Origin of the sequence: Mycobacteroides abscessus ATCC 19977 (genome assembly GCF_000069185.1) — a bacterium.
Classification (GTDB): Bacteria; Actinomycetota; Actinomycetes; order Mycobacteriales; family Mycobacteriaceae; genus Mycobacterium; species Mycobacterium abscessus.
Genome location: NC_010397.1, coordinates 2,344,288 through 2,366,733 on the forward strand (window position 1 = coordinate 2,344,288; position 22,446 = coordinate 2,366,733).

The window sequence follows — 22,446 nt, forward strand, 5'->3', positions numbered from 1 at the left end:
CTCTGCCGCACGTGCGGAGGTAGAAGCGCGTCCGCAGCTGAGGCTAGCTGCACCCAGCACTGTCCCTACTACACAACCTGTCCGGAGCAACCCCACACATGCCAAGTCCCACCGTCACCTCGCCGCAAGTAGCCGTCAACGACATCGGCTCGGCCGAGGATTTTCTCGCCGCTATCGACAAGACGATCAAGTACTTCAACGATGGCGACATCGTCGAAGGGACCATCGTCAAGGTTGACCGCGACGAAGTTCTTCTTGACATCGGTTACAAGACCGAAGGTGTCATCCCGTCCCGCGAGCTCTCGATCAAGCACGATGTCGACCCCAACGAGGTCGTTTCCGTGGGCGACGAGGTCGAGGCCCTGGTTCTCACCAAGGAAGACAAAGAAGGCCGCCTGATCCTGTCCAAGAAGCGCGCTCAGTACGAGCGGGCCTGGGGCACGATCGAGGAGCTCAAGGAGAAGGACGAGGCCGTCAAGGGCACCGTCATCGAGGTCGTCAAGGGCGGCCTGATCCTGGACATCGGTCTGCGCGGCTTCCTGCCCGCGTCGCTGGTCGAGATGCGTCGCGTCCGCGATCTGCAGCCGTATATCGGCAAGGAGATCGAGGCCAAGATCATCGAGCTGGACCGCAACCGCAACAACGTGGTGCTCTCGCGTCGCGCGTGGCTCGAGCAGACCCAGAGCGAAGTTCGCTCTGAATTCCTCAACCAGCTCACCAAGGGTGCCATCCGCAAGGGTGTCGTGTCCTCGATCGTCAACTTCGGCGCGTTCGTCGATCTCGGAGGGGTTGACGGCCTGGTTCACGTGTCCGAGCTGTCCTGGAAGCACATCGATCACCCGTCCGAGGTTGTTCAGGTGGGCGACGAGGTCACCGTCGAGGTTCTCGACGTCGACATGGACCGTGAGCGGGTCTCGTTGTCGCTCAAGGCCACTCAGGAAGACCCGTGGCGCCACTTCGCCCGCACGCATGCCATCGGCCAGATTGTGCCGGGTAAGGTCACCAAGCTGGTGCCGTTCGGTGCGTTCGTCCGTGTCGAGGAGGGCATCGAGGGCCTGGTGCACATCTCCGAGCTCTCGGAGCGCCACGTTGAGGTGCCGGACCAGGTTGTGGGTGTCGGCGACGACGCGATGGTCAAGGTCATCGACATCGACCTGGAGCGTCGCCGGATCTCGCTGAGCCTCAAGCAGGCCAACGAGGATTACACCGAGGAGTTCGACCCCTCGAAGTACGGCATGGCCGACAGCTACGACGACGCCGGGAACTACATCTTCCCGGAGGGCTTCGACGCCGAGACCAACGAATGGCTCGAGGGCTTCGACAAGCAGCGTGAGGAGTGGGAAGCCCGGTACGCCGAGGCCGAGCGCCGTCACAAGATGCACACCGTGCAGATGGAGAAGTCGGCGGCAGCTGCCGAGGCAGAGGCCGCGGCGGCGTCCACGAGCAGTTCCTCGCGATCCGACGATTCTGCTTCGCAGGGCGGCTCGCTCGCCAACGACGAGCAGCTCGCCGCACTGCGCGAGAAGCTGGCAGGCAACGCCTAAGCGCACGTTCTGACGAAAGAAGGCCCCGGTCATGGCGACCGGGGCCTTCTTCGTGATCTATCGAAACCAGTTGCATGCCCCGATATCTTTGGAGCATGGGCATATTCATGATGGTGCTGCGTCGTGTCCGGCCAACGGTCGCGACGCCAGTGGGGCTGGTATCCGCTCACTGATGACTGGGCGGCGCGGATCGTCGCCGAATCCGGTGTTCGCTCAGGGGAGTTCGTTGTGGATCTGGGCGCAGGACACGGCGCGCTGACGGCACATCTGGTTGCCGCTGGTGCCAGGGTGCTAGCCGTCGAGCTGCATCCGGGGCGGGCTCGACACCTTCGTTCACGGTTTGCCGAGGAAGATGTCCGGATAGCGGAAGCGGACCTGCTCGCCTTCCGGTGGCCGCGACGGCCATTTCGGGTGGTGGCGAGCCCGCCCTACCAAGTCACCAGCGCACTGATACGGAGTCTCTTGACGCCGGAATCCCGGCTGCTGGCTGCCGACCTGGTGCTGCAGCGCGGGGCTGTGCACAAACATGCGAAGCGAGCACCTGTTCGCCATTGGACGCTACGGGCCGGAATCACATTGCCGCGAAGCGCTTTCCATCATCCACCGCAGGTGGATTCGTCGGTGCTGGTGATCAGGCGGCGCTGACCCTGTGACAGACTGCGGGCATGTTGCGTATCGGCCTAACCGGTGGAATCGGTGCGGGGAAGTCCACCGTCTCGCGGACCCTCGCCGGGTGCGGGGCTTTCATCGTGGACAGCGATGTGATCGCACGCGAGGTGGTGGAACCCGGAACGCCTGGGCTGGCGGCGCTCGTGGAGGCCTTTGGAGAAACGATACTGCGTGCCGACGGTGCCCTGGATCGTCCGGCATTGGCGGCCATCGCATTCCAGGACGATGAGCACCGCGCCACTCTCAATGGGATAGTGCATCCGTTGGTGGGGGCGCGCCGGGCTGAACTGATTGCGGCTGCGGGTGAGGAAGCTGTTGTGGTGGAAGATATTCCGCTGCTCACCGAAAACTCACTCGCGCCGTTTTATCACCTGGTTCTGGTCGTTCACGCGGACATCGAAACTCGGGTGACACGGCTTGTCACTCATCGTGGGATGAATGAGCAGGACGCCCGCTCGCGCGTCGCCGCGCAGGCCTCCGATGAGCAGCGCCGCGCGATCGCGGATGTGTGGCTGGACAACTCTGGCGATACCGAGGTGCTTGCGCACGCGGTGCGTGATCTGTGGGCTTCCCGGCTGCTGCCCTACGCACATAATCTGCGCATGCGGCAACGCGCGCCGTGGCGGCCCGAGCTGATGCCTGCGGATCCGACGTGGCCGGTGCAGGCGCAGCGCGTCATCAATCGCCTTGCGGTGGCTTGTGGCTCGCGGGCGCTGCGGATCGACCATATCGGCTCCACGGCAGTACCTGGTCTGGATGCCAAAGACGTCATCGATATCCAGGTGACGGTGGAGTCACTTGCCGTGGCCGACACGCTGGCGGATCCCTTAGCGGGCATCGGGTTGCCGTCGATCCCGGGTATCACCACAGATGACCCACATGACTCTGACACCGCCCATTGGGGTAAGCGCATCCATGCCGCAGCCGATCCGGGACGCGCCGTTCTGGTGCACGTGAGAGTGGACGGCTGGCCGGGGCAGCGATTCGCGCTGATTTTCCGGGATTGGCTGCGGTCCGACCACCAGGCGTGCGCCGAGTATCTTTCGATCAAGCAGGCGGCTGAGCGGGCGGCGGCTGCGGCCGGCGGCGATCCCGGCGCCTACGTGGATGCCAAGGAGCCTTGGTTCGCCCAGGCGTACACGCGGGCACTGGATTGGGCCAATGCATCCCAATGGACGCCTTAGCTTTTCCGTTTCAGTGCTTCTGCTCGACGATGCCGATGCAGGTGGCCGTTAACAGCCTGGTCAGAGCGGGTTCGAAATCGAGGCTCCAGTCCGGTGGGACACCGGGTTCGCTGCGGTAGTCGTGCTCCAGGCCCTCGGGAGGATGCGCAATCTGCCACAGCATTGCGGCCAGCGAGAACCCGGCGACGAGGATGTCCAGCGAGCCTTTGCGGCCGATTTCTGGAAGGGTGCGTTCGATCGACTCGGCGATCGACATGACGGCCACGTTGCTGATTTGCTTGACCTCGGCGACTCGTTCGACGTCGACCTCATGCTCCAGGTGAAGGTGCTGGTTGGCTAGCAGATCGCAAAACAGGGGGTCGTCGACCAGGCCGTGGACCAGAGACTCGGCCACTCGGGCGGGGGACCCGGGTCCGGGTTCGGCAAGCGCCGCGCACACCGTGGCCGACCATCGGGTCCAGCCCTCGGCAGCCAGATGCAACAACACTTCTTTATGCGAACTGAAGTAGCGCCGGACCGCGGAGTAGTGCACTCCGGCGCGATTGGCGACAGCCGTCAACGTCACCGAGGTGACGCCTGATTCCACAGCCAGCGACCGCGCAGCTTCCACGATTGCCGCTGCCCGCTGACGCTTCTTTTCGTCAGTCCGGGCGCGTTGGAATGTCAGTTGCGCCACTTGCCGAGGATAACGCACGGCGTGTGATTTGCGAGCCAACGAACCACCCGGTAGCGTGCGTTACGCACGTCATATGCGTTAAAGATCCTGATGAAACGCGCTGGAAGGGAGCCAACTGTTCCGACCTTAGGCATGGTTTACTTCGAGAAACGTCTGGGCGCCCTCGCCCGGGCAGTGCGGGCTCGAAGCAACCAGCACGCAGCGATTGCTGTGCCGCCCTTTCGCGGGGGGTGGATGGTGCGGAATCCGATCGGTAGTTGAGCCAGGTTCGAGCAAGCACGCGGTACCGGCTTGCGAAACGCCAACGGGTGAAGGGGTTTTACGATTCTCAGCGTTCTGAAGCGGGCTTGGATCCCGGTGGTCATGGTCCTGGTCCTGGTCATCGCGGGCTTCGCGGTATGGCGGATTCGCGGCATCTTCGGTTCGCATCAGCTGCCCACCTACGCCGGCAGCATGACCGACGACAAAAACAACTCCAAGCCCAAGCATGTCCTCTACGAGATCTTCGGCCCGCCCGGCACCATTGCGGACATCAACTACATCGACAAGGAAGGGGAGCCCCACCAAATCAACGGGGCGGTCCTGCCGTGGTCGATCGAGATCATCACCACCGCGCCGTCGATGACGGGCAACATCTTGGCCCAGACGCGCAATGCCGACGGGCTGGGTTGCCGCATCACGGCCAATGACGAGAAAAAAGATGAAAGGTATACCAACGAGGTGAGCGCCTACGTCTACTGCTTTGTGAAGTCCGCATGAGCGGGTCGCACGCAGGACGTTCGGCGGCCGAACCCACCTTCTTGGCCAAATGGATCCGCCGCCTGTCGATCCCCATCGTCATCGGCTGGCTGGCCATCGTCTTTGCCCTGAATACCTTTGTTCCGCAGCTAGAGCAGGTGGGTAAGGAACATACGGTCTCACTGAGCCCGCAGAGTGCGCCGTCGATGCAGGCGATGAAGCACATGGGCAAGATGTTCAAGGAGTCTGACTCCGACAGCGTGGTCATGATCGTGCTCGAAGGGCAGGAACGGCTGGGCCCAGGCTCCCACAAGTTCTACGACGAGATGGTGGCGCGTCTCCGTGCCGACACCAAACACGTTCAGCATGTTCAGGATTTCTGGGGTGATCCGCTGACCGAAGCCGGTGCGCAGAGCACCGACGGCAAGGCCACCTACGTTCAGGTGAACCTCGCGGGAAACATGGGCGAGACGCTGTCCAACGAATCCACCGAGGCCGCCCGAAACATCGTCAAACAGCTCGAGGCGGACTGGACCAAGGACGGCAACAAGCTGCCGGACGGGCTCACCGTATACGTCACCGGCCCCGGCGCGCTGCAGACCGACATGAACCACGCCGGCGATGGCAGCCTACAGCTGATCACCGGGCTGACTTTCCTGGTCATCGTCGTGATGCTGCTGTTCTTCTATCGGTCGATCTTCACCGTGATCATGGTGTTCATGCTGGTGGGTATCCAGCTCAGCGCGGCGCGTGGCGTGATCGCCTTCCTCGGCAACACCGAAATCATCGGACTGTCGACATTCGCGGTGAACCTGTTGGTGATGCTTTCTATTGCCGCGGGAACCGACTACGCGATCTTCCTCATCGGCCGTTATCAGGAAGCCCGGGCCATGGGCGCGGACAAGGAAGCCGCCTACTACGAGATGTTCCATGGCACCGCACACGTCATCCTGGGATCGGGTATGACCATCGCGGGCGCCATGTACTGCCTGAGCTTCACCCGCATGCCGTACTTCCAGACCCTGGGCGTGCCCTGCTCCGTGGGCCTGCTCGTGGGCGTGCTGGTGTCACTGACCCTGGGGCCTGCTCTCATCACTATCGGCAGCCGCTTCGGATTGTTCGAACCCAAGCGCGCCATGCGGATTCGCAGCTGGCGCAAGATCGGGACAACGATCGTGCGTTGGCCGGGCCCGGTTCTGGCGGCCGCCATGGCGATCGCGATCATCGGCCTCGCGGCGCTGCCCGGCTACCGGACGAGCTACGACGACAAGAAGTACATCCCTAAGGACATCCCCGCCAACGCGGGGTTCCAGGCCGCCGATCGGCACTTCTCGCAGGCCCGGATGAACCCGGAAATGCTACTGATCGAGTCCGATCACGATATGCGCAATTCGGCGGACTTCCTGGTGATCGACAAGATCGCCAAGGCCGTGTTCCGGGTGCCGGGAATCGCACGCGTGCAAGCGATTACCCGGCCACAGGGCACCCCGATCGAGCACAGCTCCATCCCATTCCTTATCAGCATGCAAAGCGTCGGTCAGCGGCAGAACATGAAGCTGATGAAGGACCGTATGGCCGATATGAAGGTCCAGGCCGACAAGATGGGCGAAAACGTCGTCATCATGAAGCGGACCCTGGCCAACATGACCACCATGGCGGGCATCACCCACTCGCTCGTCGGTGACATGCATACCCTGCAGGGCACCATCCACGAGATGCGAGACAGTATCTCGAATTTCGACGACTGGTTCCGGCCCATTCGCAACTACTTGTATTGGGAGAAGCACTGCTTCGACATCCCGATGTGTTGGGCCATGCGCTCGATCTTCGACACTCTCGACAAGATCGACGAAATGACCGAAACCATGGACGGCATGGTCGTCAACATGGAGCGGATGGACACACTGATGCCCAAGATGGTGTCGGACATGTCGGCGATGATTCCGATCATGGAAGACATGCAGCGGATGATGCTGACCCAGCACAGCACCATGTCTGGCTTCTACAACCAAATGGACGAGATGAGCCAGAACTCGACCGCCATGGGTAAGGCGTTCGACGCCGCGAAGAACGATGACTCGTTCTACCTACCACCGGAGATCTTCGACAACGCGGATTTCAAACGAGGGATGAAGTCATTCCTGTCACCGGACGGCAAGGCGGTCCGGATGATCATCTCGCATCGGGGCGATCCCGCGACGCCCGAAGGCCTTTCTCACGTCGAGCCGATCAAGCAGGCCGCGATCGAAGCAGTGAAAGGTACACCGCTTGAGGATGCCAAGATCGAATTGGGTGGCACCGCGGCGGTCTTCAAAGACATGTCGGACGGCGCCAAGTACGACCTGATGATCGCGGGCATCTCCGCGTTGTGCTTGATCTTCCTGATCATGCTGTTGATCACGCGAAGCTTCGTGGCCTCGCTGGTCATCGTGGGTACGGTCGCGCTCTCACTGGGCGCCTCGTTTGGTCTATCCGTCATTATCTGGCAGTACATCCTGGGCATCGAATTGCACTGGCTCGTCATGCAGATGGCGATCATCGTGCTACTGGCCGTTGGCTCCGACTACAACCTGTTGTTGGTCTCGCGACTCAAAGAGGAACTGCATGGCGGTCTGAAGACCGGCATCATCCGCTCGATGGGCGGCACCGGTAGCGTGGTGACCTCGGCGGGGCTGGTCTTCGCTTTCACCATGGCAGTCATGGTGGTCAGTGATCTGCGCATCATCGGACAGGTCGGTACCACGATCGCATTGGGCCTGCTCTTCGACACCCTCATCGTGCGATCCTTCATGACGCCGGCCGTCGCCACCTTGCTCGGTCGCTGGTTCTGGTGGCCCCTGAATGTGCGCACGCGCCCGCTACCACCGCCCAGGACGACGGTGGCCGCAGATCCCACACCGCCACCGGTTCCGGTGGGCCCGGGCCACGGCGATGACCCGATCACGACGGAGTTTCCCCGCCCTTCGGTCTAGCAGCTCCGATCCGCGTGGTGTCGGCGGCGGATTATCTGCCGGCACGTCGGCCTGGGGTAATCACGACACCATTCAAGATCACTTCGTAATATCCGAGGTGTTCTCTCCGCGGTCAGCATGAGAATTCCTGCACCGGCGCACTGAACAGTCGCCGGAAATTGTTTGCTGTCTGGGTGGCTGGCGACATGCCGCATGCGTGCGGGCGGTGATATGTGAGAACTCGCCGCTAGTGGTGACGAACGACACGTCTGCCGCGGCGCCCGGTTGTCGATCACGTTTTCACGCCTCGGCGCCGGTGCGTGTCTTGGGCCATTTCCCGGGCCGCGGCCAGGCGGCATCGCACCATTGAGAATTAGCGATGGCAAACACCCTGTGGGTCCGGTAGCTGGTGCGATTCTGAGATCAGTCACCAATGTCGATGTGCAAGCAGGCGCTTTCGTTACATGTAGGAAAAGAAACGCGGAATAGATCTGTGTCATCGGTTGTTGACATCTGCTTGTAGCTAACTAGGCTATTGCGGGTGCTTAGGGCGGTGAACGGGCACGTTGTGAGTGACGACACATGTACAGTTCCCTGACAACCGTATGTAGTATCCCTTACGAATTACTAAGAAATCGGCATGAGCGGAGCCACGTGGGATGAACCGGCGAAGTGGACGGACGCCCCGCGTGCTGACTAACTCCGCAAAAACAACACGGTGTCGTACTGGCTGGTAGATATTTGCGCGCGAATCGCGCTGCTGTGTAGCCGGACGCGATAAGCAGAGTCGAGTTGTTGGCCCCCTGGGCCACACGGGTGAAGGGGAACGGACGATTTTCAAGGTCTTGACGCGGGTATGGATCCCACTAGTCGTGGTGTTGGTGGTCGCGGCCGCCGCATTCGGCGTCTATCGGCTCCACGGGGTATTCGGCTCCACCAACATCAATCAGGCGGTCGGCATCAAGGATGATTCCAAGAACATCATCCCCAAGGACATCGTCTACGAAATCTTCGGTCCCGCAGGGACAAAGGGTGAGGTGAACTATCTGGACGACAAGGCCCAGCCGCAACGTGCTGTGTTCACCACATTGCCGTGGAAGCTGACCATCACGACGACCATGACTTCTGTTTTTGCCAATGTCGTCGCGATGGGGGATAGCGACGAAATTGGCTGCCGCATCCTGTCCAACGGTGAAGTCAAGGACGAACAAAACGCGTCCAACCACAACGCCCAAGTCTTCTGCATGGTGAAATCTGCATGAGTACACACAGCGCTCCTACGCACGGCGCCGCTCAAAAGCCTTCGCGCATCGCGCGATTCATCCACACATTCTCTGTCCCGATCATTCTCGCCTGGCTGGTGCTGACGGTCATCGTCAACGTTGTGGTGCCGCAGCTCGAAGAGGTCGGTAAAGAGCACTCGGTCTCGCTGGCGTCCAAGGACGCCCCGTCCTACCAAGCCATCAAACGTCAGGGTGAACTGTTCCAGCAGTTCAAGGACGACAGCATGGTCATGGTTCTGCTGGAGAACGACACCAAGTTCTCCACGGACATGAACGACAAGGCGCATACCTTCTATCGCGAGCTGGTCAAGCGGCTGCGGGCCGACACCAAACATGTGGAGTATGCCCAGGACTTCTGGGGTGACCGGATCACGGCCGGTGGCGCCCAGAGCGTCGACGAGAAAGCCGCCTACGTCCAGCTGAATCTCCGTGGGGATCAAGGCACGACGGAAGGCAAGGAGTCCGTCACCGCGGTTCAGGACAACGTTGCCAAGCTCATCGACGAGAGCAAGAAGAACGGTACCTATCCGGACGGCCTGAAGGTCTTCGTCACCGGCCAGGCCGCGCTGACCATGGACATGAACGACGCCGGCGACAAGAGCATGCTCAAGATGACGGGTATCACCTTCATCGTCATCACGATCATGCTGTTGTTCATCTACCGCTCGATTACGACGGTGCTGCTCATCCTGTTCATGGTCTTCGTGGAACTGGGCGCCGCCCGCGGTGTGGTCGCGATCTTGGGCAATGCCGAGATCATCGGTTTGTCGACATTCGCGGTGAACCTGCTGACCTCGTTGGCCATCGCCGCCGGTACTGACTATGCGATCTTCTTGATCGGGCGATATCAAGAGCTAAGAGCGGAGGGTAAGGAGCGTCTCGAGTCCTTCTACCTGACGTATCACAGTGTTTCGCACGTGATCCTGGGATCCGGCCTGACCATTGCCGGGGCTACGTTCTGCCTGAAGTTCACCCGTCTGCCGTACTTCGAGTCTCTGGGTGTGCCGTGCGCCATCGGCATGCTGGTCGTGGTGGCCGCGTCGCTGACCATCGGGCCTGCGGTGCTGCTCGTCGCGACGAAGTTCGGGCTGCTGGAGTCCAAGCGGACCATCAAGAACCGGACCTGGCGCAAGGTCGGCACCGCCATCGTGCGCTGGCCGGGGCCGATCCTGGCCGTCACCATGATCATCGCGCTGCTGGGCCTGGGCATTCTTCCGTCGTACACGGTCAACTACAACGACCGGTACTACATCCCGGCAAGTCTGCCCTCGATCCAGGGATTCCAGGCCTCGGACCGGCACTTCTCGAAGGCGAGAATGAACCCGGACATCCTGATTGTCGAGGCGGACAAGGATCTGCGGACTCCGGCGAACATGCTGGTGCTGGACCGCATCGCGAAGAACGTCTTCCGTGTCGAGGGCATCAACAAGGTGCAGAGCATGACGCGCCCCATGGGTGCGCCGATCGACCACAGTTCGGTGCCGTTCCAGGTCAGCATGCAATCGGTGTCCATGACCGAGAACATGAATTACCTCAAGAACAGCATGTCGGACATGTTGAAGATGACCGACGATATGGGTTCGATGATCGCGATCATGGAACGCATGTACAGCCTCATGAAGGAATTGACGGGCGTAACGCACCATATGGCGACTGTTACGACGCCGGACATGATTCATGTTGCCGATGAAATGCGCGACAATATGGCGAATTTCGATGATTTCTATCGCCCATTGCGAAATTACCTGTATTGGGAGAAGCACTGCTTCGATATCCCGATGTGCTGGTCCATGCGTTCGCTGTTCGATGCCCTCGACGGCATCGACAAGCTCACCGAAAGCATGCGCGGGCTGCTGGACGACGTCACCAACATGGACAAGCTGATGCCACAGGTGGTCGAGCAGCTGCCACCCATGATCGCCATCACCAAGAACATGCGAAACACCATGTTGACCATGTACAGCACGATGAACGGCATGATCGGCCAGATGGATCGCATGACCGACACCGCAACGGTGATGGGTCAGGCGTTCGATGAGGCGAAGAACGACGACTTCTTCTATCTGCCGCCGGAGGCCTTCGATAACGAAGACTTCAAGAAGGGCGTCAAGCTGATGATGTCGCCCGACGGTAAGGCCGCGCAGTTCATCATCACGCACGAGGGTGACTACGCCAGCAACGAGTCGTTGGCCAATACGGAGGTCGAACTCAAGGCCGCCAAGGAAGCCATCAAGGGCACACCGCTGGATGAGTCCAAGCTCTACCTCGGTGGTACCGCGCCCACCTATCACGACATCGGTGAGATGGTGAAGTACGACCTGATGATCGCGGTCATCGCGTCGCTGTGCCTGATCTTCGTGATCATGCTGGTCATCACACGAAGCATCGTGGCCGCGTTCACGATCGTCGGCACCATCGCAGTATCACTGGGTGCGTCGTTCGGTCTATCGGTGCTGCTGTGGGAGCACATCCTCGGCCTACAGTTGCACTGGTTTGTGCTGCCGTTCACCGTCATCATCTTGTTGGCGGTCGGGTCGGACTACAACCTGCTCCTGGTGTCCAGGTTCAAAGAGGAGCTGCATGGTGGTCTGAATACCGCAATCCTGCGCGGTGTGGGCGGATCGGGAAGCGTGGCTACCCAGGCTGGTCTGGTGTTCGCGTTCACCATGGGTTCGATGATCACCAGTGATCTCATCGCGATTGGACAATCCGGATCGGCCATCTGCCTGGGTCTGCTCTTCGACACCTTCATCATCCGGGCGTTCATGACGCCGGCGATTGCCGCCCTCATGGGCCGGTGGTTCTGGTGGCCCATGAAGGTGAGCAAGTACGCGACGGACCCGCCGCCGCCCCCGGTGCCCGTTGAGTCGCAGACGCCACCACCCCCGGCTCCTGTACCGGTCGGCCCGAGCCCGGGGCCCGCACACGATGACGCGGTGACCACCGAGTTCCCCCGCCCGCCGGTCTAAACGGTTGGTGCAGTTCGGCCCCCATGCCATGAGCATGGGGGCCGAACTCGTCTACGGGAATCCAGACAATTGGCAGGCATAAGAACAGGTATAAGAAAAAGCCCCGCGGCGTGATGACCACGGGGCTTTTTCTGCGCGCTTGTGTGTTTAGGGACCGTCCCAGACTGACATGTCGGAAGGGTACTTGCTGCAATTCTCGGTGCCCTTGGCAACGACACCCTTGTTGTTGAAGAAGATCTTGCCCCAGTTGGGCCACTGGGATGTCAGAGCCTCGGGCGGGTAGTTCACCGCGAAGACCTCAGACTCTTCCCGACGCCCCGCATAATCCTTGGCGAAGAATTGGTGAATACGATCGATCGTCGCGTCCTGCACTTGCTGCGGCTTGTTGTTCTTGTCGATCATGTACCGCGTGTAATAGATCGGGTCATAATCGCGAACCGCGGCCAGATATTGCTCGGCAGTACACGTGGTCTTCAGCATTCGCCGGGGAACCGGGTAATCATCGGTGGAATCTGCGGAGGCAATGGCGGGAAATGTGCTCGCGGCAATTCCCGCGGTGACTATCGCAATTCCCGCGCTGCGGGCGGGACCACGAAAATAAGCACGAATAGAGTTCAGGCGCATGGCGCTATTGTAGCGGTTCTCGTGCAGGTCCGGGGTACGGAAGTGACTGATTTGACTCGTGATTACGAGTTGAAATGACCGCAGGTGACGGTGTCATTGACAGGGCCGTTGAAGATCCCGAGCGCCGGGGGCACAGTCAGATCCTGAGAGTCGACCACCACATCGTCGACCTGTATCTCGCAGTGCAATCCAACGCCATAGGGCGGCAGCACCCGGACAGTCATCCCGGCTTGCTGCGGGTCTTCCATCACCAGGTTGACTTCCCAGCTCTCACCGGGTCCGAGACGAGGTTGCTCGGTGCGTCGATCCACCGGATCGGTTTTGAATGTCACGGAGATACCGCGGCCAAGTCCATCGACACGAGCGATGTAACTGATGTTGTGTAGCTCGGCTGCGGAGGCTGGTGCTGCCAGAACGGCGAGGGATACCGCCGCCACTCCGACAGTGCCAAGCCCTCTGGTGAGGGGGCGCATACCGCGAATCCTACCGGGGCCCGCCAGGCCGCGGCAACGTGATTAGTCCAGGTCAGCGGGGTCTTCGGTGTGGTCAACTCCGAGTTGTTCGCAGGCTGTGTTGAGCACCCGCTGGACTGCCAGGGTGTCCGCCAGCGGCATCACTGAGCTTTGTGCCCTGCCGTTGAGCAGACACTCGGTGACTTCCGCGAGTTCATGGCTGTAGCCGCCACCGACGGGCGGACGCACCATGGGTTCCGGGGCGGCTCCCTTGCGGTGCAATACGATTTCACGTGGGTGGTGGAAGCGGGGAAGGATGTCGATCCAGCCCTCGGTGCCGAAGATGCGAGCCTGGCCCGGCGTGTGGTGCAGGAGCGAGCACAACAGCGTCGCGGTGCGGCCGTCGTCGTAGCGCAGCAGCAATCCCGCCTCGGCATCCACCCCGGTGGGAAACAACGAGCCGTGGGCCACGACTGCCGCCGGATCTCCGAGGAAGTACTGCGCCAGCGACACCACATATACGCCGAGGTCGAGAAGGGCACCGCCGCCGAGTGCGGGATTGAACAATCGATCCTCGCGGTCGAACGGCCGGTCGACGCCGAGGTCTGCCTGCACCTGGCGAACCTCGCCGATGGCGCCGTCGTCGACAAGGTCTTTCGCGGCGACGATCGCGGGCTGGAACCGTGTCCACATTGCCTCCATCGCGAAAACGCCACGGGCCCTTGCGATGTCGATAACCTCCTGTGCGCCGGAAACGGTCGCGGTGAAGGTCTTCTCGACCAGGATGGCCTTGCCGGCGGTGAGTGCGGCGATAGCGGTTTGGCGATGCTGGGGATGCGGAGTTGCGATGTACACCGCGTCGATGTCTGGGTCGGCGAGGAGCTCCCGATATGAACCGTAGGCCCGGGGAATCTGGTGCGCTCCCGCAAAGTCCTGGGCACGCGGCAGGGATCGCGAGGCCACGGCTGCCAGCTCGGCTCGGGGCGTGAGGGGGAAATCGCGGGCCACATTGCCGGCGATACGACCGGGTCCGACGATTCCCCAGCGAATGGACTCAGGCATGAGCATCTCCACATCTGTCGCGCCAGGTCAACGGCATCCCGGCATCGGCGAGCCAAGCGTTCAGGTCATGCCCGTGCTTGGCAAGTCCGTCGATGGCCGCAACCGCCCGGCGAATGGCGAGTTCTGCTGTGGCGGTGGTTAACAGTCCCGCTTGGTGTGCTTCGAGAAGCTCGTCGATATCAGCCAATTCGGTTTCGCGTCCGCCACGCACCACCAGGTCAAGATAGTGGTCGGTGGCTACCCACCGCGATGGCCCGGCGACGAACTCCCCGATATCCAGGTAGTAGTCCTGATCGCGCTCGTGGCCCGGGTTGAAATGAAAGATATTTGCGCGCAGTCCTAGTGCCGGAACCAGCCAGGACTCCACATAGTGAAACTGCGCGCGCCCGGGTGTCGGCCGCGCCATGTACAGTCCCCACGGCCGTACCTGGTACTGATCCACCGACCGAACGATTCCCTTCGGGTCGGTGTTGGTCAGTGCCGCCAGGTCGAAGATCTCGTGTTTCGGCGGGTGCACGGTGGTTTTCTGCCGCCTTCCTCGCTGGTATTGGAGGGATGTCAGACCCTCGGCTTACCCTGGGGCCATGGCTTTCGCAACAGAACACCCCATCGTTGCGCATTCCGAGTATCGCCCGGTCACCGATATCTTGCGTACCGAGGGGCGGTTCGAGGTCGTCAGTCAGTATGAACCCGCTGGCGACCAGCCCGGTGCTATCGCCGAGCTCGAACGCAGGGTCCGCGCGGGGGAGAAGGACGTGGTACTCCTCGGTGCCACCGGTACCGGTAAGTCGGCCACGACGGCCTGGCTCATCGAACGCTTGCAGCGACCGACGCTCGTCATGGCACCCAACAAGACCCTCGCGGCACAGTTGGCCAACGAGCTCCGGGAAATGTTGCCGCACAATGCCGTCGAGTATTTCGTTTCGTATTACGACTACTACCAGCCGGAAGCGTATATCGCGCAAACCGATACCTACATCGAAAAAGACAGCTCCATCAACGATGACGTGGAGCGTCTGCGGCACTCGGCGACATCCAACTTGCTGTCCCGCCGGGATGTCGTGGTAGTGGCCTCGGTCTCATGCATCTACGGATTGGGTACTCCGCAGTCGTACCTGGATCGTTCGGTGCAGTTGGACGTGGGGCTGGAGGTGCCTCGCGATGCGCTGCTGCGGCTGCTGGTCGACATGCAGTACAACCGCAATGACATGGCCTTCACCCGGGGCACCTTCCGGGTACGCGGCGACACCGTCGAGATCATCCCGTCCTACGAAGAGCTGGCCGTTCGCATCGAATTCTTCGGTGACGAGGTAGAGGCACTCTATTATCTGCATCCGCTCACGGGAGATGTTGTGCGGCAGACTAATTCGCTGAGAATTTTTCCCGCCACGCATTACGTGGCCGGGCCGGAGCGAATGGGGAAGGCGCTGGAGGGTATCGAGCAGGAGCTCGAGGAGCGTCTGTCCGAATTGGAAGGGCAAGGCAAGCTGTTGGAGGCGCAGCGCCTGCGGATGCGCACCAACTACGACATCGAGATGATGCGCAATGTCGGCTTCTGCTCGGGTATCGAAAACTATTCGCGGCATATCGACGGACGCGGTGCCGGTACGCCGCCGGCCACCTTGCTGGACTACTTCCCGGATGACTTCCTGCTGGTCATCGACGAATCTCACGTGACTGTTCCGCAGATCGGTGCCATGTATGAGGGCGACATGTCGCGTAAACGGAACCTGGTGGACTTCGGTTTCCGGCTCCCGTCCGCCGTCGACAATCGTCCACTCACCTGGGAAGAGTTCGCCGACCGTATCGGCCAGACGGTGTATCTGTCCGCAACCCCCGGAAACTATGAGCGCAGTGCGGCGGGTGGCGAGTTCGTGGAACAGGTCATCCGGCCGACCGGGCTGGTGGATCCCAAGGTGGTGGTCAAACCCACCAAGGGGCAGATCGACGATCTCATCGCATCGATCCGGCAGCGCACCGAGGCCGACGAACGTGTGCTGGTGACCACGTTGACGAAAAAGATGGCGGAGGACCTCACCGACTACCTTCTGGAAATGGGTATTCGGGTGCGTTATCTGCACTCCGAGGTGGACACGCTGCGGCGAGTCGAGCTGTTGCGCCAGCTCAGGCTTGGCGAGTACGACGTCCTGGTGGGTATCAACCTGCTACGGGAAGGCCTTGACCTGCCCGAAGTGTCGTTGGTTGCGATTCTGGACGCCGACAAGGAAGGGTTCCTGCGGTCCAGTCGAAGCCTGATCCAGACCATCGGTCGTGCCGCGCGCAACGTCTCCGGCGAGGTGCACATGTATGCCGACACCATGACCGACTCCATGAAGGAGGCGATCGACGAGACGGATCGTCGACGTGCCAAGCAGATCGCCTATAACCAGGCCAATGGAATCGACCCACAACCTTTGCGCAAGAAGATCGCCGACATCCTGGACCAGGTGTACCGGGAGGCCGAGGACACCGAGGAAGTGGCGGTCGGTGGATCCGGCCGAAACTCCAGCCGGGGTCGGCGGGCTCAAGGCGAGCCCGGTCGCGCGGTCAGCGCCGGGGTCTTCGAAGGTCGTGACACCAAGACTATGCCGCGCGCGGAGCTGGCCGATCTGATCAAGGACATGACCGAGCAGATGATGACGGCGGCACGCGATCTGCAGTTTGAGTTGGCGGCCCGGTTCCGCGACGAGATCGCCGATCTCAAAAAGGAATTGCGCGGCATGGATGCCGCGGGCCTGAAGTAGTCAGCCGAGATCGGCAAGCAACAGTGCGCCGGTCGAGCCGTCGTCGGCCAGGATGTCCGCAGGGTTGAACAGGGCGCATTTCGTCATCGACAGGCAGCCGCAACCGATGCATCCCGTGAGCTTCTCCTGCATATCGGCGATGGCGTTCTTGCGCGCTTCTAGGTGTGCGTGCCAGCGGCGGGAGATGCGCTGCCAATCGCGGGTGCTGGGGGCGCGATAGTCCGGCAGGGTCGACAGCACCTCAGCGACTTCCGATAGCGGGATACCGAACCCTGTTGCCACCCGGATCAACGAGATGCGCCGTAGGGCGTGGCGGCGGAAGACCCGCACGTTCCCGGAGGTGCGTTCGGCCGGAACCAGTCCGATATCGGCGTAGTAGCGGACGGCGGACACTGCGATTCCGCTACGCCTGGCCACCTCGCCGATCGGCAGCAGCTCGGTCTTGCCCTTCATGAGGCCTCCTCTATGAAGAGATGTTCGCCGCCCAGAGTTGATCTCAAGTGAACTTTAGCTCATACGGTATCGGCATGGTTCGCGAGTTGGGCGCCGGTGGTTGGCGAGATCTGTTGGACGGGCGCCAACTCGGAATCGTCACCGTCCTGGCTGGCGGCGTGGCGCTATACGCCACGAATGTCTACCTCACCACCAGTCTGTTACCAAGCGCAGTTGTGGAGATCGGCGGCGAGCGCTTCTATGCCTGGGTGACAACGGTGTACCTGATCGCCTCGGTGAGTGCCGCCACAGTGGTGAGCCCCCTGCTGGGGTGGGCCGGCCCACGCGGCGCGTACCTTCTGGCCTTCGGGGCCTTCGCGGTTGGCACCCTGGTCTGCGCGGTCGCTCCCGGGATGCACGTCTTGCTTGCCGGACGAGCCGTACAGGGTGCGGCGGGTGGACTGCTGGCCGGGCTTGCTTATGCCGTCATCAATTTGGCGCTGCCACAGGGCCTATGGACTCGGGCATCGGCACTCACCTCGGCGATGTGGGGTGTTGGAACCTTTGTCGGTCCCGCGGCCGGCGGTCTTTTCGCCCAATGGGGGCTCTGGCGGTGGGCATTCGGGATGCTGGCGGTCATCACCGCGGGGATTGCCGCGATGGTGCCCTACGTGTTGACGCGCGCGCAAAAGCCGAACGCCGCGCGTGCCGGGAACCAGGTTCCGGTCTGGTCGTTGCTCGTGCTCACGGCGGCGGCCAGCCTGGTAGCGGCAGCGGGGCTCCAATCGACGTTGCCCTTCATGGCCACGTTGCTCGCCGCCGCCGTCGTTCTCGTGATCCTCTTCGTCGCGCTCGATCGTCGCTCCCGGGCATCGGTACTGCCGAAGGCGGTATTCGCGCGCAATCCGCTGAAGTGGATCTACTTGACGATCGCGGTGCTGGCGGTGGCCTCGATGGCCGAGACGTACATTCCCTTCTTCGGGCAGCGGCTCGGACATCTGAGCCCTGTCGCTGCCGGATTCTTGGGCGCCACCTTGGCATTCGGATGGACTGTCGGCGAAATGATCAGCGCGTCGGCCCAAGTGCGGACGGTCTCCCGGGTGGTGTCCGTCGCCCCGGCCGTGGTGGCGGCTGGGCTGTTTCTGGCCGGAGTATTACAGCGCGACGGCGCCACCGTCCTCGAGATCGGGTGCTGGGCACTCGGCTTCGTCGTCACGGGTGCGGGTATCGGGATGGCCTGGCCGCATCTGGCGGCCGCAGCGATGTCGGTGTCTGACGACGGTTCGGAAAGCGGGACCGGTGCCGCGGCCATCAGCACCGTACAGCTGATCGCCGGAGCTCTTGGCGCCGGACTGGCCGGTGTGTTCGTCAACCTCGGCGGATCGGCCAGACACGGCGCACAGCTGTTGTTCGTGGGGTTCGCCGTGATGGTGCTGTGCGGTGTAGTGGTGTCTGTCAGGGTGTTTCGCACGGGCTCCGCATCGGAGATGACGGATCGGGCCGGGCAACAGGCGGTTCGCATCCCCAGCTAGGCGTCACAGGTGTATGAACGACACCATGCACCGGATTCTCACTCTCGCCGTCGCCGTGCTCGCCCTCGCGTCCTGCGGAACAACGCAGAACCAGGGTTCTCCGGCGACCACCGTCCCCGCCGTCAACGACGATCGCGGCGCGTTTCGAGATCTGTACCGGGAATTGGTCGAAACCAACACAACGGCGTCGCAGGGGAGTTGCACCGAGGCCGCGCAGAAGATGGCCGCGCGCCTCAAGGGCGCCGGATACGCGGACAAGGACCTGGTGTTTTTCAGCCCGCCGGATCACCCCAAGGACGGCGGGCTGGTGGCGACTCTGGGTGGCTCCGATGCTGCCGCCAAACCGATTCTGCTCCTGGCACATATCGACGTCGTCGAGGCCAAACGCGAGGACTGGAAGCGTGATCCGTTCACGCTCGCCGAGGACAATGGGTATTTCTATGCGCGCGGAGCCGAGGATGACAAGGCGATGGCCGCAATCTTTGTGGACAGCCTGATGCGGTACCGCACGGAGAATTTTGTCCCGAAACGCCCGATTCGCGTCGCACTGACCTGCGGTGAAGAGGGCGGCGGCCAGGTCAACGGTGCCGAGTGGCTCCATCAGAATCGGCCCCAGCTCGTTGACGCCGAATTCGTCATCAACGAGGGTGCCGGTGGCGATCTGAATGAGGACAACAAACCCGTTCTGCTGGAAATCCAGGCAGGTCAGAAGATCTATCAGGACTTCACCCTCGAGGTGACCGACGAGGGCGGACACAGCAGCCAGCCCGGATCGTTCAATGCGATACAGGCCCTCGGGGCGGCCCTGAACCGTCTTGCCGCCACGCCGTTCCCCGTCCAGCTCAACGACATCACCCGGGCCTACTTCAAGGCTCAGGCCCCGCTGCGGCCGGGTGAGGTGGGCCAGGCCATGTCGACAATCGTTGCCAATCCGCAAGATCCGGCCGCCGTAGCGGTACTTTCGAGAAATCCCCTCTACAACGCGATGTTGCGTACCACCTGTGTGCCGACGAAAATTGAAGGCGGACATGCCAACAACGCGTTGCCGCAACGTGCTACCGCCAATGTGAACTGCCGAATACTGCCCGGGCCAGGCTCGGTGCAGCAGGGAGCCCAGGACGCCATCGTCAAGGCCGTCAACGACCCCAAGATCACGGTGAAGCCCGCCGCACCCTTCCGCGCCAATGTTGCGAGCGTCCCGCCGTTGACTCCGCAGATCGTGGACCCCATCAAGGCCGTGGCCGGTGCGATGTGGCCGGGTGTGCCCCTGGTGCCCACCATGTCCACCGGCGCGACAGACGCGATCTACTTCGGCCGTACTCCTGTGTACGGACTCAGCGGCATATTCGCCCAGCCGGGGGAGACGCACGCGCACGGTCTGGATGAACGAATCCAGGTGAAATCCCTCTATGACGGCCGCGCGTTTCTGTATCAAGTAGTCAAGCTCTACGCGAACGGCGCGTGATCGTCCTCATAACCAGATTGAGGCGCGCGCCATACCTGTCCGGCGATCCGACGAGGGAAAATCACCCCTATAGCCCGACACAATCGGCCAAATGACGCATGGCCGGGCCCCTTCCCGGCTAATCTCATCTGGCCTGGTCAAACGGAACTGGAGGACCTTTCATGAGTGCATACAGCACTGTCGTTGTCGGTACTGACGGATCGGATTCGTCGTACCGGGCGGTCGACCGCGCTGGAGCCATCGCGGGCGCCGCCGGCGCCAAGCTGATCGTCGCGACCGCGTACTTCCCGGAGAACAACCCCCATTCGGCAGATGTGCTCAAGGACGACGCGTACAAGGTCACCGGCAAGGCACCCGTCTACGACATCCTGCGTACCGCACGCGAGCGCGCTACCGCAGCGGGAGCGGGCAGTGTCGAGGAGCGCTCGATCGAAGGAGCGCCGGTGGATGCGCTGCTCGACCTGGTGGTCAATTCCAAGGCGGACCTGCTGGTCGTGGGCAACGTCGGCCTGAACACCATCGCCGGACGCCTGCTGGGATCGGTGCCCTCGGATGTCGCGCGCCGCTCCAAGTGCGACGTGCTGATCGTGCACACCACCTAGAACTGGGTAAGCGCGCGAACGGGCCGACATCACCAGCCCGTTCGCGACCAGCCCGTTCGCGCCGTTGAACAACCTCGCTTGCGTTGCGGTCGGTCGCGGTGAGCATAGAGCGACCCTGACCGATCGCTCTATGCTCCGGTCGGTGGATACGCATTCGAGCGACGATGCACGCAATCCCGTGACTGTGCCGAGATGGGTGCAGCGGGTCGAACGCTGGAAAGTTCCCCTCACGATAGCCGTTTCAGTGATTGCACTGGCGGCCCCCATCAGCTCCGCCGCGGCGGCATTCCTGTCCTGGCGAACTGCTCAAGCGTCGGAAGCCGTGGCGCGCCAGGCCTTCGAGTCCGCCGGAGCCAGCCTGACTGTTAGCTCGACGGCAAGACTGACGGGTATGTGCGGAGCAGATTTCGACCCCCTGCATGTCCGGATCACCGTGCAGAATTACGGGCGTCTTGCCGGCAGAGTTCTGAACGTGCGCATGTTCGTGTGGATGATCACGCCGGACGGCTACCGATCCACTGTTCTCGCGTCAACGAGCTCAGGTCCGGTTGAAGTTGCGCCGCTGGACAGTTCAACGGCCAGCCTTGAGGTCGACTGCCAGGGATTGATTCGGATGATGAAGAGCAACCCGAAGAATCTTGTCAACGGGGAACCTTCCGTAGGCCAACTTCTGCAGACCGGGGTTGGCGATACGTTCGTTGAGGTTGAGTTCCCATTGAGAACCTCGGTGAGCTTCCCGTTGGAGCATGTCTCTTGGTGAAGAAGCGGGATGCAGAACAGCGCTGTTCTCTGCCCGTTCTACCAGCCGCGTTTACGCCATTCGGCGAGGTGCGGACGTTCGCTGCCTAGCGTTGTATCGTCGCCGTGACCAGGGTAAACAACGGTATCGTCCGGGTAGCGGCCGAATACGAGGCCTTCGAGGTCGTCCATCAGCGACGTGAATTCTTCCGGGTTCGTCGTACGCCCTGGACCCCCGGGGAACAGCGAATCCCCCGTGAACAGGTGGGTCACACCGGCGGCTGTGAACGCCAGTGCCACCGAGCCCGGGGTGTGTCCACGCAGGTGGATCACGTCGAAGTGCAGGTCCCCGATGTCGAGGCTGTCGCCACCGGCCAGTAGCGTGTTGGGCCGGACGGGGAGTGGCCCGGCGTCCAGATCGTGTGCGGCGCTCGGTGATTGAGTCTTGCCGACGATCGCTTCGAGGGCCTGCCAGTGGTCGAAATGCTGATGGGTGGTCACGATGAGTTCGATATTCGGTGCGCTCTCGTCCACCAGGGTCGCCAGTCGTTCGGCATCGTTGGCGGCGTCGATCAGCAGCGATTTGCCGGTCTTGGTGCACGTGACGATGTATGCGTTGTTGTCCATCGGCCCCACCGAGGCCTTGATGATGGTCGCGCCGTCCACGGAGCGACGTGCCACCCCCGAACCCGGCTCGACGTGGCCGGAGTAGTCGTCATCGATAGTGATGGAGGTCATGCTGCAACCGTAGTGGCCGACAGTGGCGCGAGGGTTGTCGGTA

The 22,446-nt window shown here is 62.0% G+C and carries 19 protein-coding genes; 12 read left to right on the forward strand and 7 right to left on the reverse strand.

Annotation, left to right across the window (positions count from 1 at the left end; translation table 11 throughout):
• Nucleotides 1-98: 98 nt before the first annotated feature.
• From rpsA to coaE, 3 genes are all read left to right on the forward strand, one after another.
• On the forward strand, nt 99-1,544 hold the full coding sequence (gene rpsA, locus MAB_RS11710; RefSeq protein ID WP_005110800.1) for a 30S ribosomal protein S1: 1,446 nt from the start codon (nt 99-101) through the stop codon (nt 1,542-1,544).
• A gap of 123 nt (nt 1,545-1,667) precedes the next feature.
• Entirely contained in the window at nt 1,668-2,189 is a 522-nt protein-coding gene (gene erm(41) / locus MAB_RS11715; RefSeq protein ID WP_012296532.1) for a 23S rRNA (adenine(2058)-N(6))-methyltransferase Erm(41), read from the forward strand.
• Nucleotides 2,190-2,209: 20 nt separating this feature from the next.
• Nucleotides 2,210-3,397: a dephospho-CoA kinase gene (coaE, locus tag MAB_RS11720; protein WP_005088698.1), complete on the forward strand. Its 1,188-nt coding sequence runs from the start codon at nt 2,210-2,212 to the stop codon at nt 3,395-3,397.
• A 10-nt stretch (nt 3,398-3,407) separates the two neighbouring features.
• On the opposite strand, the gene MAB_RS11725 is transcribed toward coaE, so the two are convergent.
• The gene (locus tag MAB_RS11725) at nt 3,408-4,073 is read right to left on the reverse strand and encodes a TetR/AcrR family transcriptional regulator (RefSeq protein ID WP_005058758.1); all 666 of its coding nucleotides are present in this window, start codon (nt 4,071-4,073) and stop codon (nt 3,408-3,410) included.
• A 363-nt stretch (nt 4,074-4,436) separates the two neighbouring features.
• Here MAB_RS11725 and MAB_RS11730 point away from each other — a divergent pair, with 363 nt between their 5' ends.
• From MAB_RS11730 to MAB_RS11745, 4 genes are all read left to right on the forward strand, one after another.
• On the forward strand, nt 4,437-4,832 hold the full coding sequence (locus MAB_RS11730) for an MmpS family transport accessory protein (protein ID WP_005118172.1): 396 nt from the start codon (nt 4,437-4,439) through the stop codon (nt 4,830-4,832).
• Nucleotides 4,829-7,783, forward strand: a complete 2,955-nt coding sequence (locus tag MAB_RS11735; protein WP_012296533.1) for an MMPL/RND family transporter — start codon at nt 4,829-4,831, stop codon at nt 7,781-7,783. Before MAB_RS11730 ends, MAB_RS11735 begins: the two co-directional genes overlap by 4 nt.
• Nucleotides 7,784-8,607: 824 nt before the next feature.
• Nucleotides 8,608-9,024 carry an MmpS family transport accessory protein gene (locus MAB_RS11740; protein WP_014850524.1) on the forward strand — a complete coding sequence of 139 codons (417 nt, stop codon included), beginning with the start codon at nt 8,608-8,610 and terminating at the stop codon, nt 9,022-9,024.
• A complete protein-coding gene (locus MAB_RS11745; RefSeq protein WP_005079211.1) occupies nt 9,021-12,014 on the forward strand; it encodes an MMPL/RND family transporter in 2,994 nt (997 codons plus the stop codon). The genes MAB_RS11740 and MAB_RS11745 overlap by 4 nt, the downstream gene beginning before the upstream one ends.
• A 147-nt stretch (nt 12,015-12,161) precedes the next feature.
• On the opposite strand, the gene MAB_RS11750 is transcribed toward MAB_RS11745, so the two are convergent.
• From MAB_RS11750 to MAB_RS11765, 4 genes are all read right to left on the reverse strand, one after another.
• Nucleotides 12,162-12,638, reverse strand: coding sequence for a DUF5078 domain-containing protein (locus MAB_RS11750; protein WP_005088941.1), 477 nt, complete (start codon nt 12,636-12,638; stop codon nt 12,162-12,164).
• A gap of 62 nt (nt 12,639-12,700) precedes the next feature.
• The gene (locus MAB_RS11755; RefSeq protein ID WP_005079214.1) at nt 12,701-13,111 is read right to left on the reverse strand and encodes a hypothetical protein; all 411 of its coding nucleotides are present in this window, start codon (nt 13,109-13,111) and stop codon (nt 12,701-12,703) included.
• 42 nt (nt 13,112-13,153) lie between these two features.
• A complete protein-coding gene (locus MAB_RS11760) occupies nt 13,154-14,152 on the reverse strand; it encodes a Gfo/Idh/MocA family protein (RefSeq protein WP_005110811.1) in 999 nt (332 codons plus the stop codon).
• A complete protein-coding gene (locus MAB_RS11765) occupies nt 14,145-14,669 on the reverse strand; it encodes a ribonuclease FAU-1 family protein (protein WP_005110813.1) in 525 nt (174 codons plus the stop codon). The genes MAB_RS11760 and MAB_RS11765 overlap by 8 nt, the downstream gene beginning before the upstream one ends.
• Before the next feature lie 67 nt (nt 14,670-14,736).
• On the opposite strand from MAB_RS11765, the gene uvrB reads away from it, so the two are divergent.
• Nucleotides 14,737-16,896 carry an excinuclease ABC subunit UvrB gene (gene uvrB / locus MAB_RS11770; protein ID WP_005110815.1) on the forward strand — a complete coding sequence of 720 codons (2,160 nt, stop codon included), beginning with the start codon at nt 14,737-14,739 and terminating at the stop codon, nt 16,894-16,896.
• On the opposite strand, the gene soxR is transcribed toward uvrB, so the two are convergent.
• Complete coding sequence (gene soxR / locus MAB_RS11775) at nt 16,897-17,349, reverse strand: redox-sensitive transcriptional activator SoxR (protein WP_005110817.1); 453 nt, start codon at nt 17,347-17,349, stop codon at nt 16,897-16,899.
• 74 nt (nt 17,350-17,423) lie between these two features.
• Here soxR and MAB_RS11780 point away from each other — a divergent pair, with 74 nt between their 5' ends.
• From MAB_RS11780 to MAB_RS11795, 4 genes are all read left to right on the forward strand, one after another.
• The gene (locus MAB_RS11780; RefSeq protein ID WP_005110819.1) at nt 17,424-18,860 is read left to right on the forward strand and encodes an MFS transporter; all 1,437 of its coding nucleotides are present in this window, start codon (nt 17,424-17,426) and stop codon (nt 18,858-18,860) included.
• A gap of 13 nt (nt 18,861-18,873) precedes the next feature.
• Nucleotides 18,874-20,325, forward strand: a complete 1,452-nt coding sequence (locus MAB_RS11785; protein WP_005110822.1) for a M20/M25/M40 family metallo-hydrolase — start codon at nt 18,874-18,876, stop codon at nt 20,323-20,325.
• 161 nt (nt 20,326-20,486) lie between these two features.
• On the forward strand, nt 20,487-20,927 hold the full coding sequence (locus MAB_RS11790; protein ID WP_005075327.1) for a universal stress protein: 441 nt from the start codon (nt 20,487-20,489) through the stop codon (nt 20,925-20,927).
• Nucleotides 20,928-21,171: 244 nt separating this feature from the next.
• The gene (locus MAB_RS11795; RefSeq protein ID WP_005091828.1) at nt 21,172-21,687 is read left to right on the forward strand and encodes a hypothetical protein; all 516 of its coding nucleotides are present in this window, start codon (nt 21,172-21,174) and stop codon (nt 21,685-21,687) included.
• A gap of 38 nt (nt 21,688-21,725) precedes the next feature.
• On the opposite strand, the gene MAB_RS11800 is transcribed toward MAB_RS11795, so the two are convergent.
• Entirely contained in the window at nt 21,726-22,403 is a 678-nt protein-coding gene (locus MAB_RS11800; protein ID WP_005110825.1) for an MBL fold metallo-hydrolase, read from the reverse strand.
• Nucleotides 22,404-22,446 lie beyond the last annotated feature (43 nt).

Coding starts and splice junctions, on each gene's coding strand:
- rpsA (WP_005110800.1), top strand. CDS start 99: ATGCCAAGTCCCACCGTCACCTCGCCGCAAGTAGCCGTCAACGACATC.
- coaE (WP_005088698.1), top strand. CDS start 2,210: ATGTTGCGTATCGGCCTAACCGGTGGAATCGGTGCGGGGAAGTCCACC.
- MAB_RS11730 (WP_005118172.1), top strand. CDS start 4,437: ATGGTCCTGGTCCTGGTCATCGCGGGCTTCGCGGTATGGCGGATTCGC.
- MAB_RS11735 (WP_012296533.1), top strand. CDS start 4,829: ATGAGCGGGTCGCACGCAGGACGTTCGGCGGCCGAACCCACCTTCTTG.
- MAB_RS11745 (WP_005079211.1), top strand. CDS start 9,021: ATGAGTACACACAGCGCTCCTACGCACGGCGCCGCTCAAAAGCCTTCG.
- MAB_RS11750 (WP_005088941.1), bottom strand. CDS start 12,638: ATGCGCCTGAACTCTATTCGTGCTTATTTTCGTGGTCCCGCCCGCAGC.
- MAB_RS11755 (WP_005079214.1), bottom strand. CDS start 13,111: ATGCGCCCCCTCACCAGAGGGCTTGGCACTGTCGGAGTGGCGGCGGTA.
- MAB_RS11760 (WP_005110811.1), bottom strand. CDS start 14,152: ATGCCTGAGTCCATTCGCTGGGGAATCGTCGGACCCGGTCGTATCGCC.
- uvrB (WP_005110815.1), top strand. CDS start 14,737: ATGGCTTTCGCAACAGAACACCCCATCGTTGCGCATTCCGAGTATCGC.
- soxR (WP_005110817.1), bottom strand. CDS start 17,349: ATGAAGGGCAAGACCGAGCTGCTGCCGATCGGCGAGGTGGCCAGGCGT.
- MAB_RS11780 (WP_005110819.1), top strand. CDS start 17,424: ATGGTTCGCGAGTTGGGCGCCGGTGGTTGGCGAGATCTGTTGGACGGG.
- MAB_RS11785 (WP_005110822.1), top strand. CDS start 18,874: ATGAACGACACCATGCACCGGATTCTCACTCTCGCCGTCGCCGTGCTC.
- MAB_RS11790 (WP_005075327.1), top strand. CDS start 20,487: ATGAGTGCATACAGCACTGTCGTTGTCGGTACTGACGGATCGGATTCG.
- MAB_RS11800 (WP_005110825.1), bottom strand. CDS start 22,403: ATGACCTCCATCACTATCGATGACGACTACTCCGGCCACGTCGAGCCG.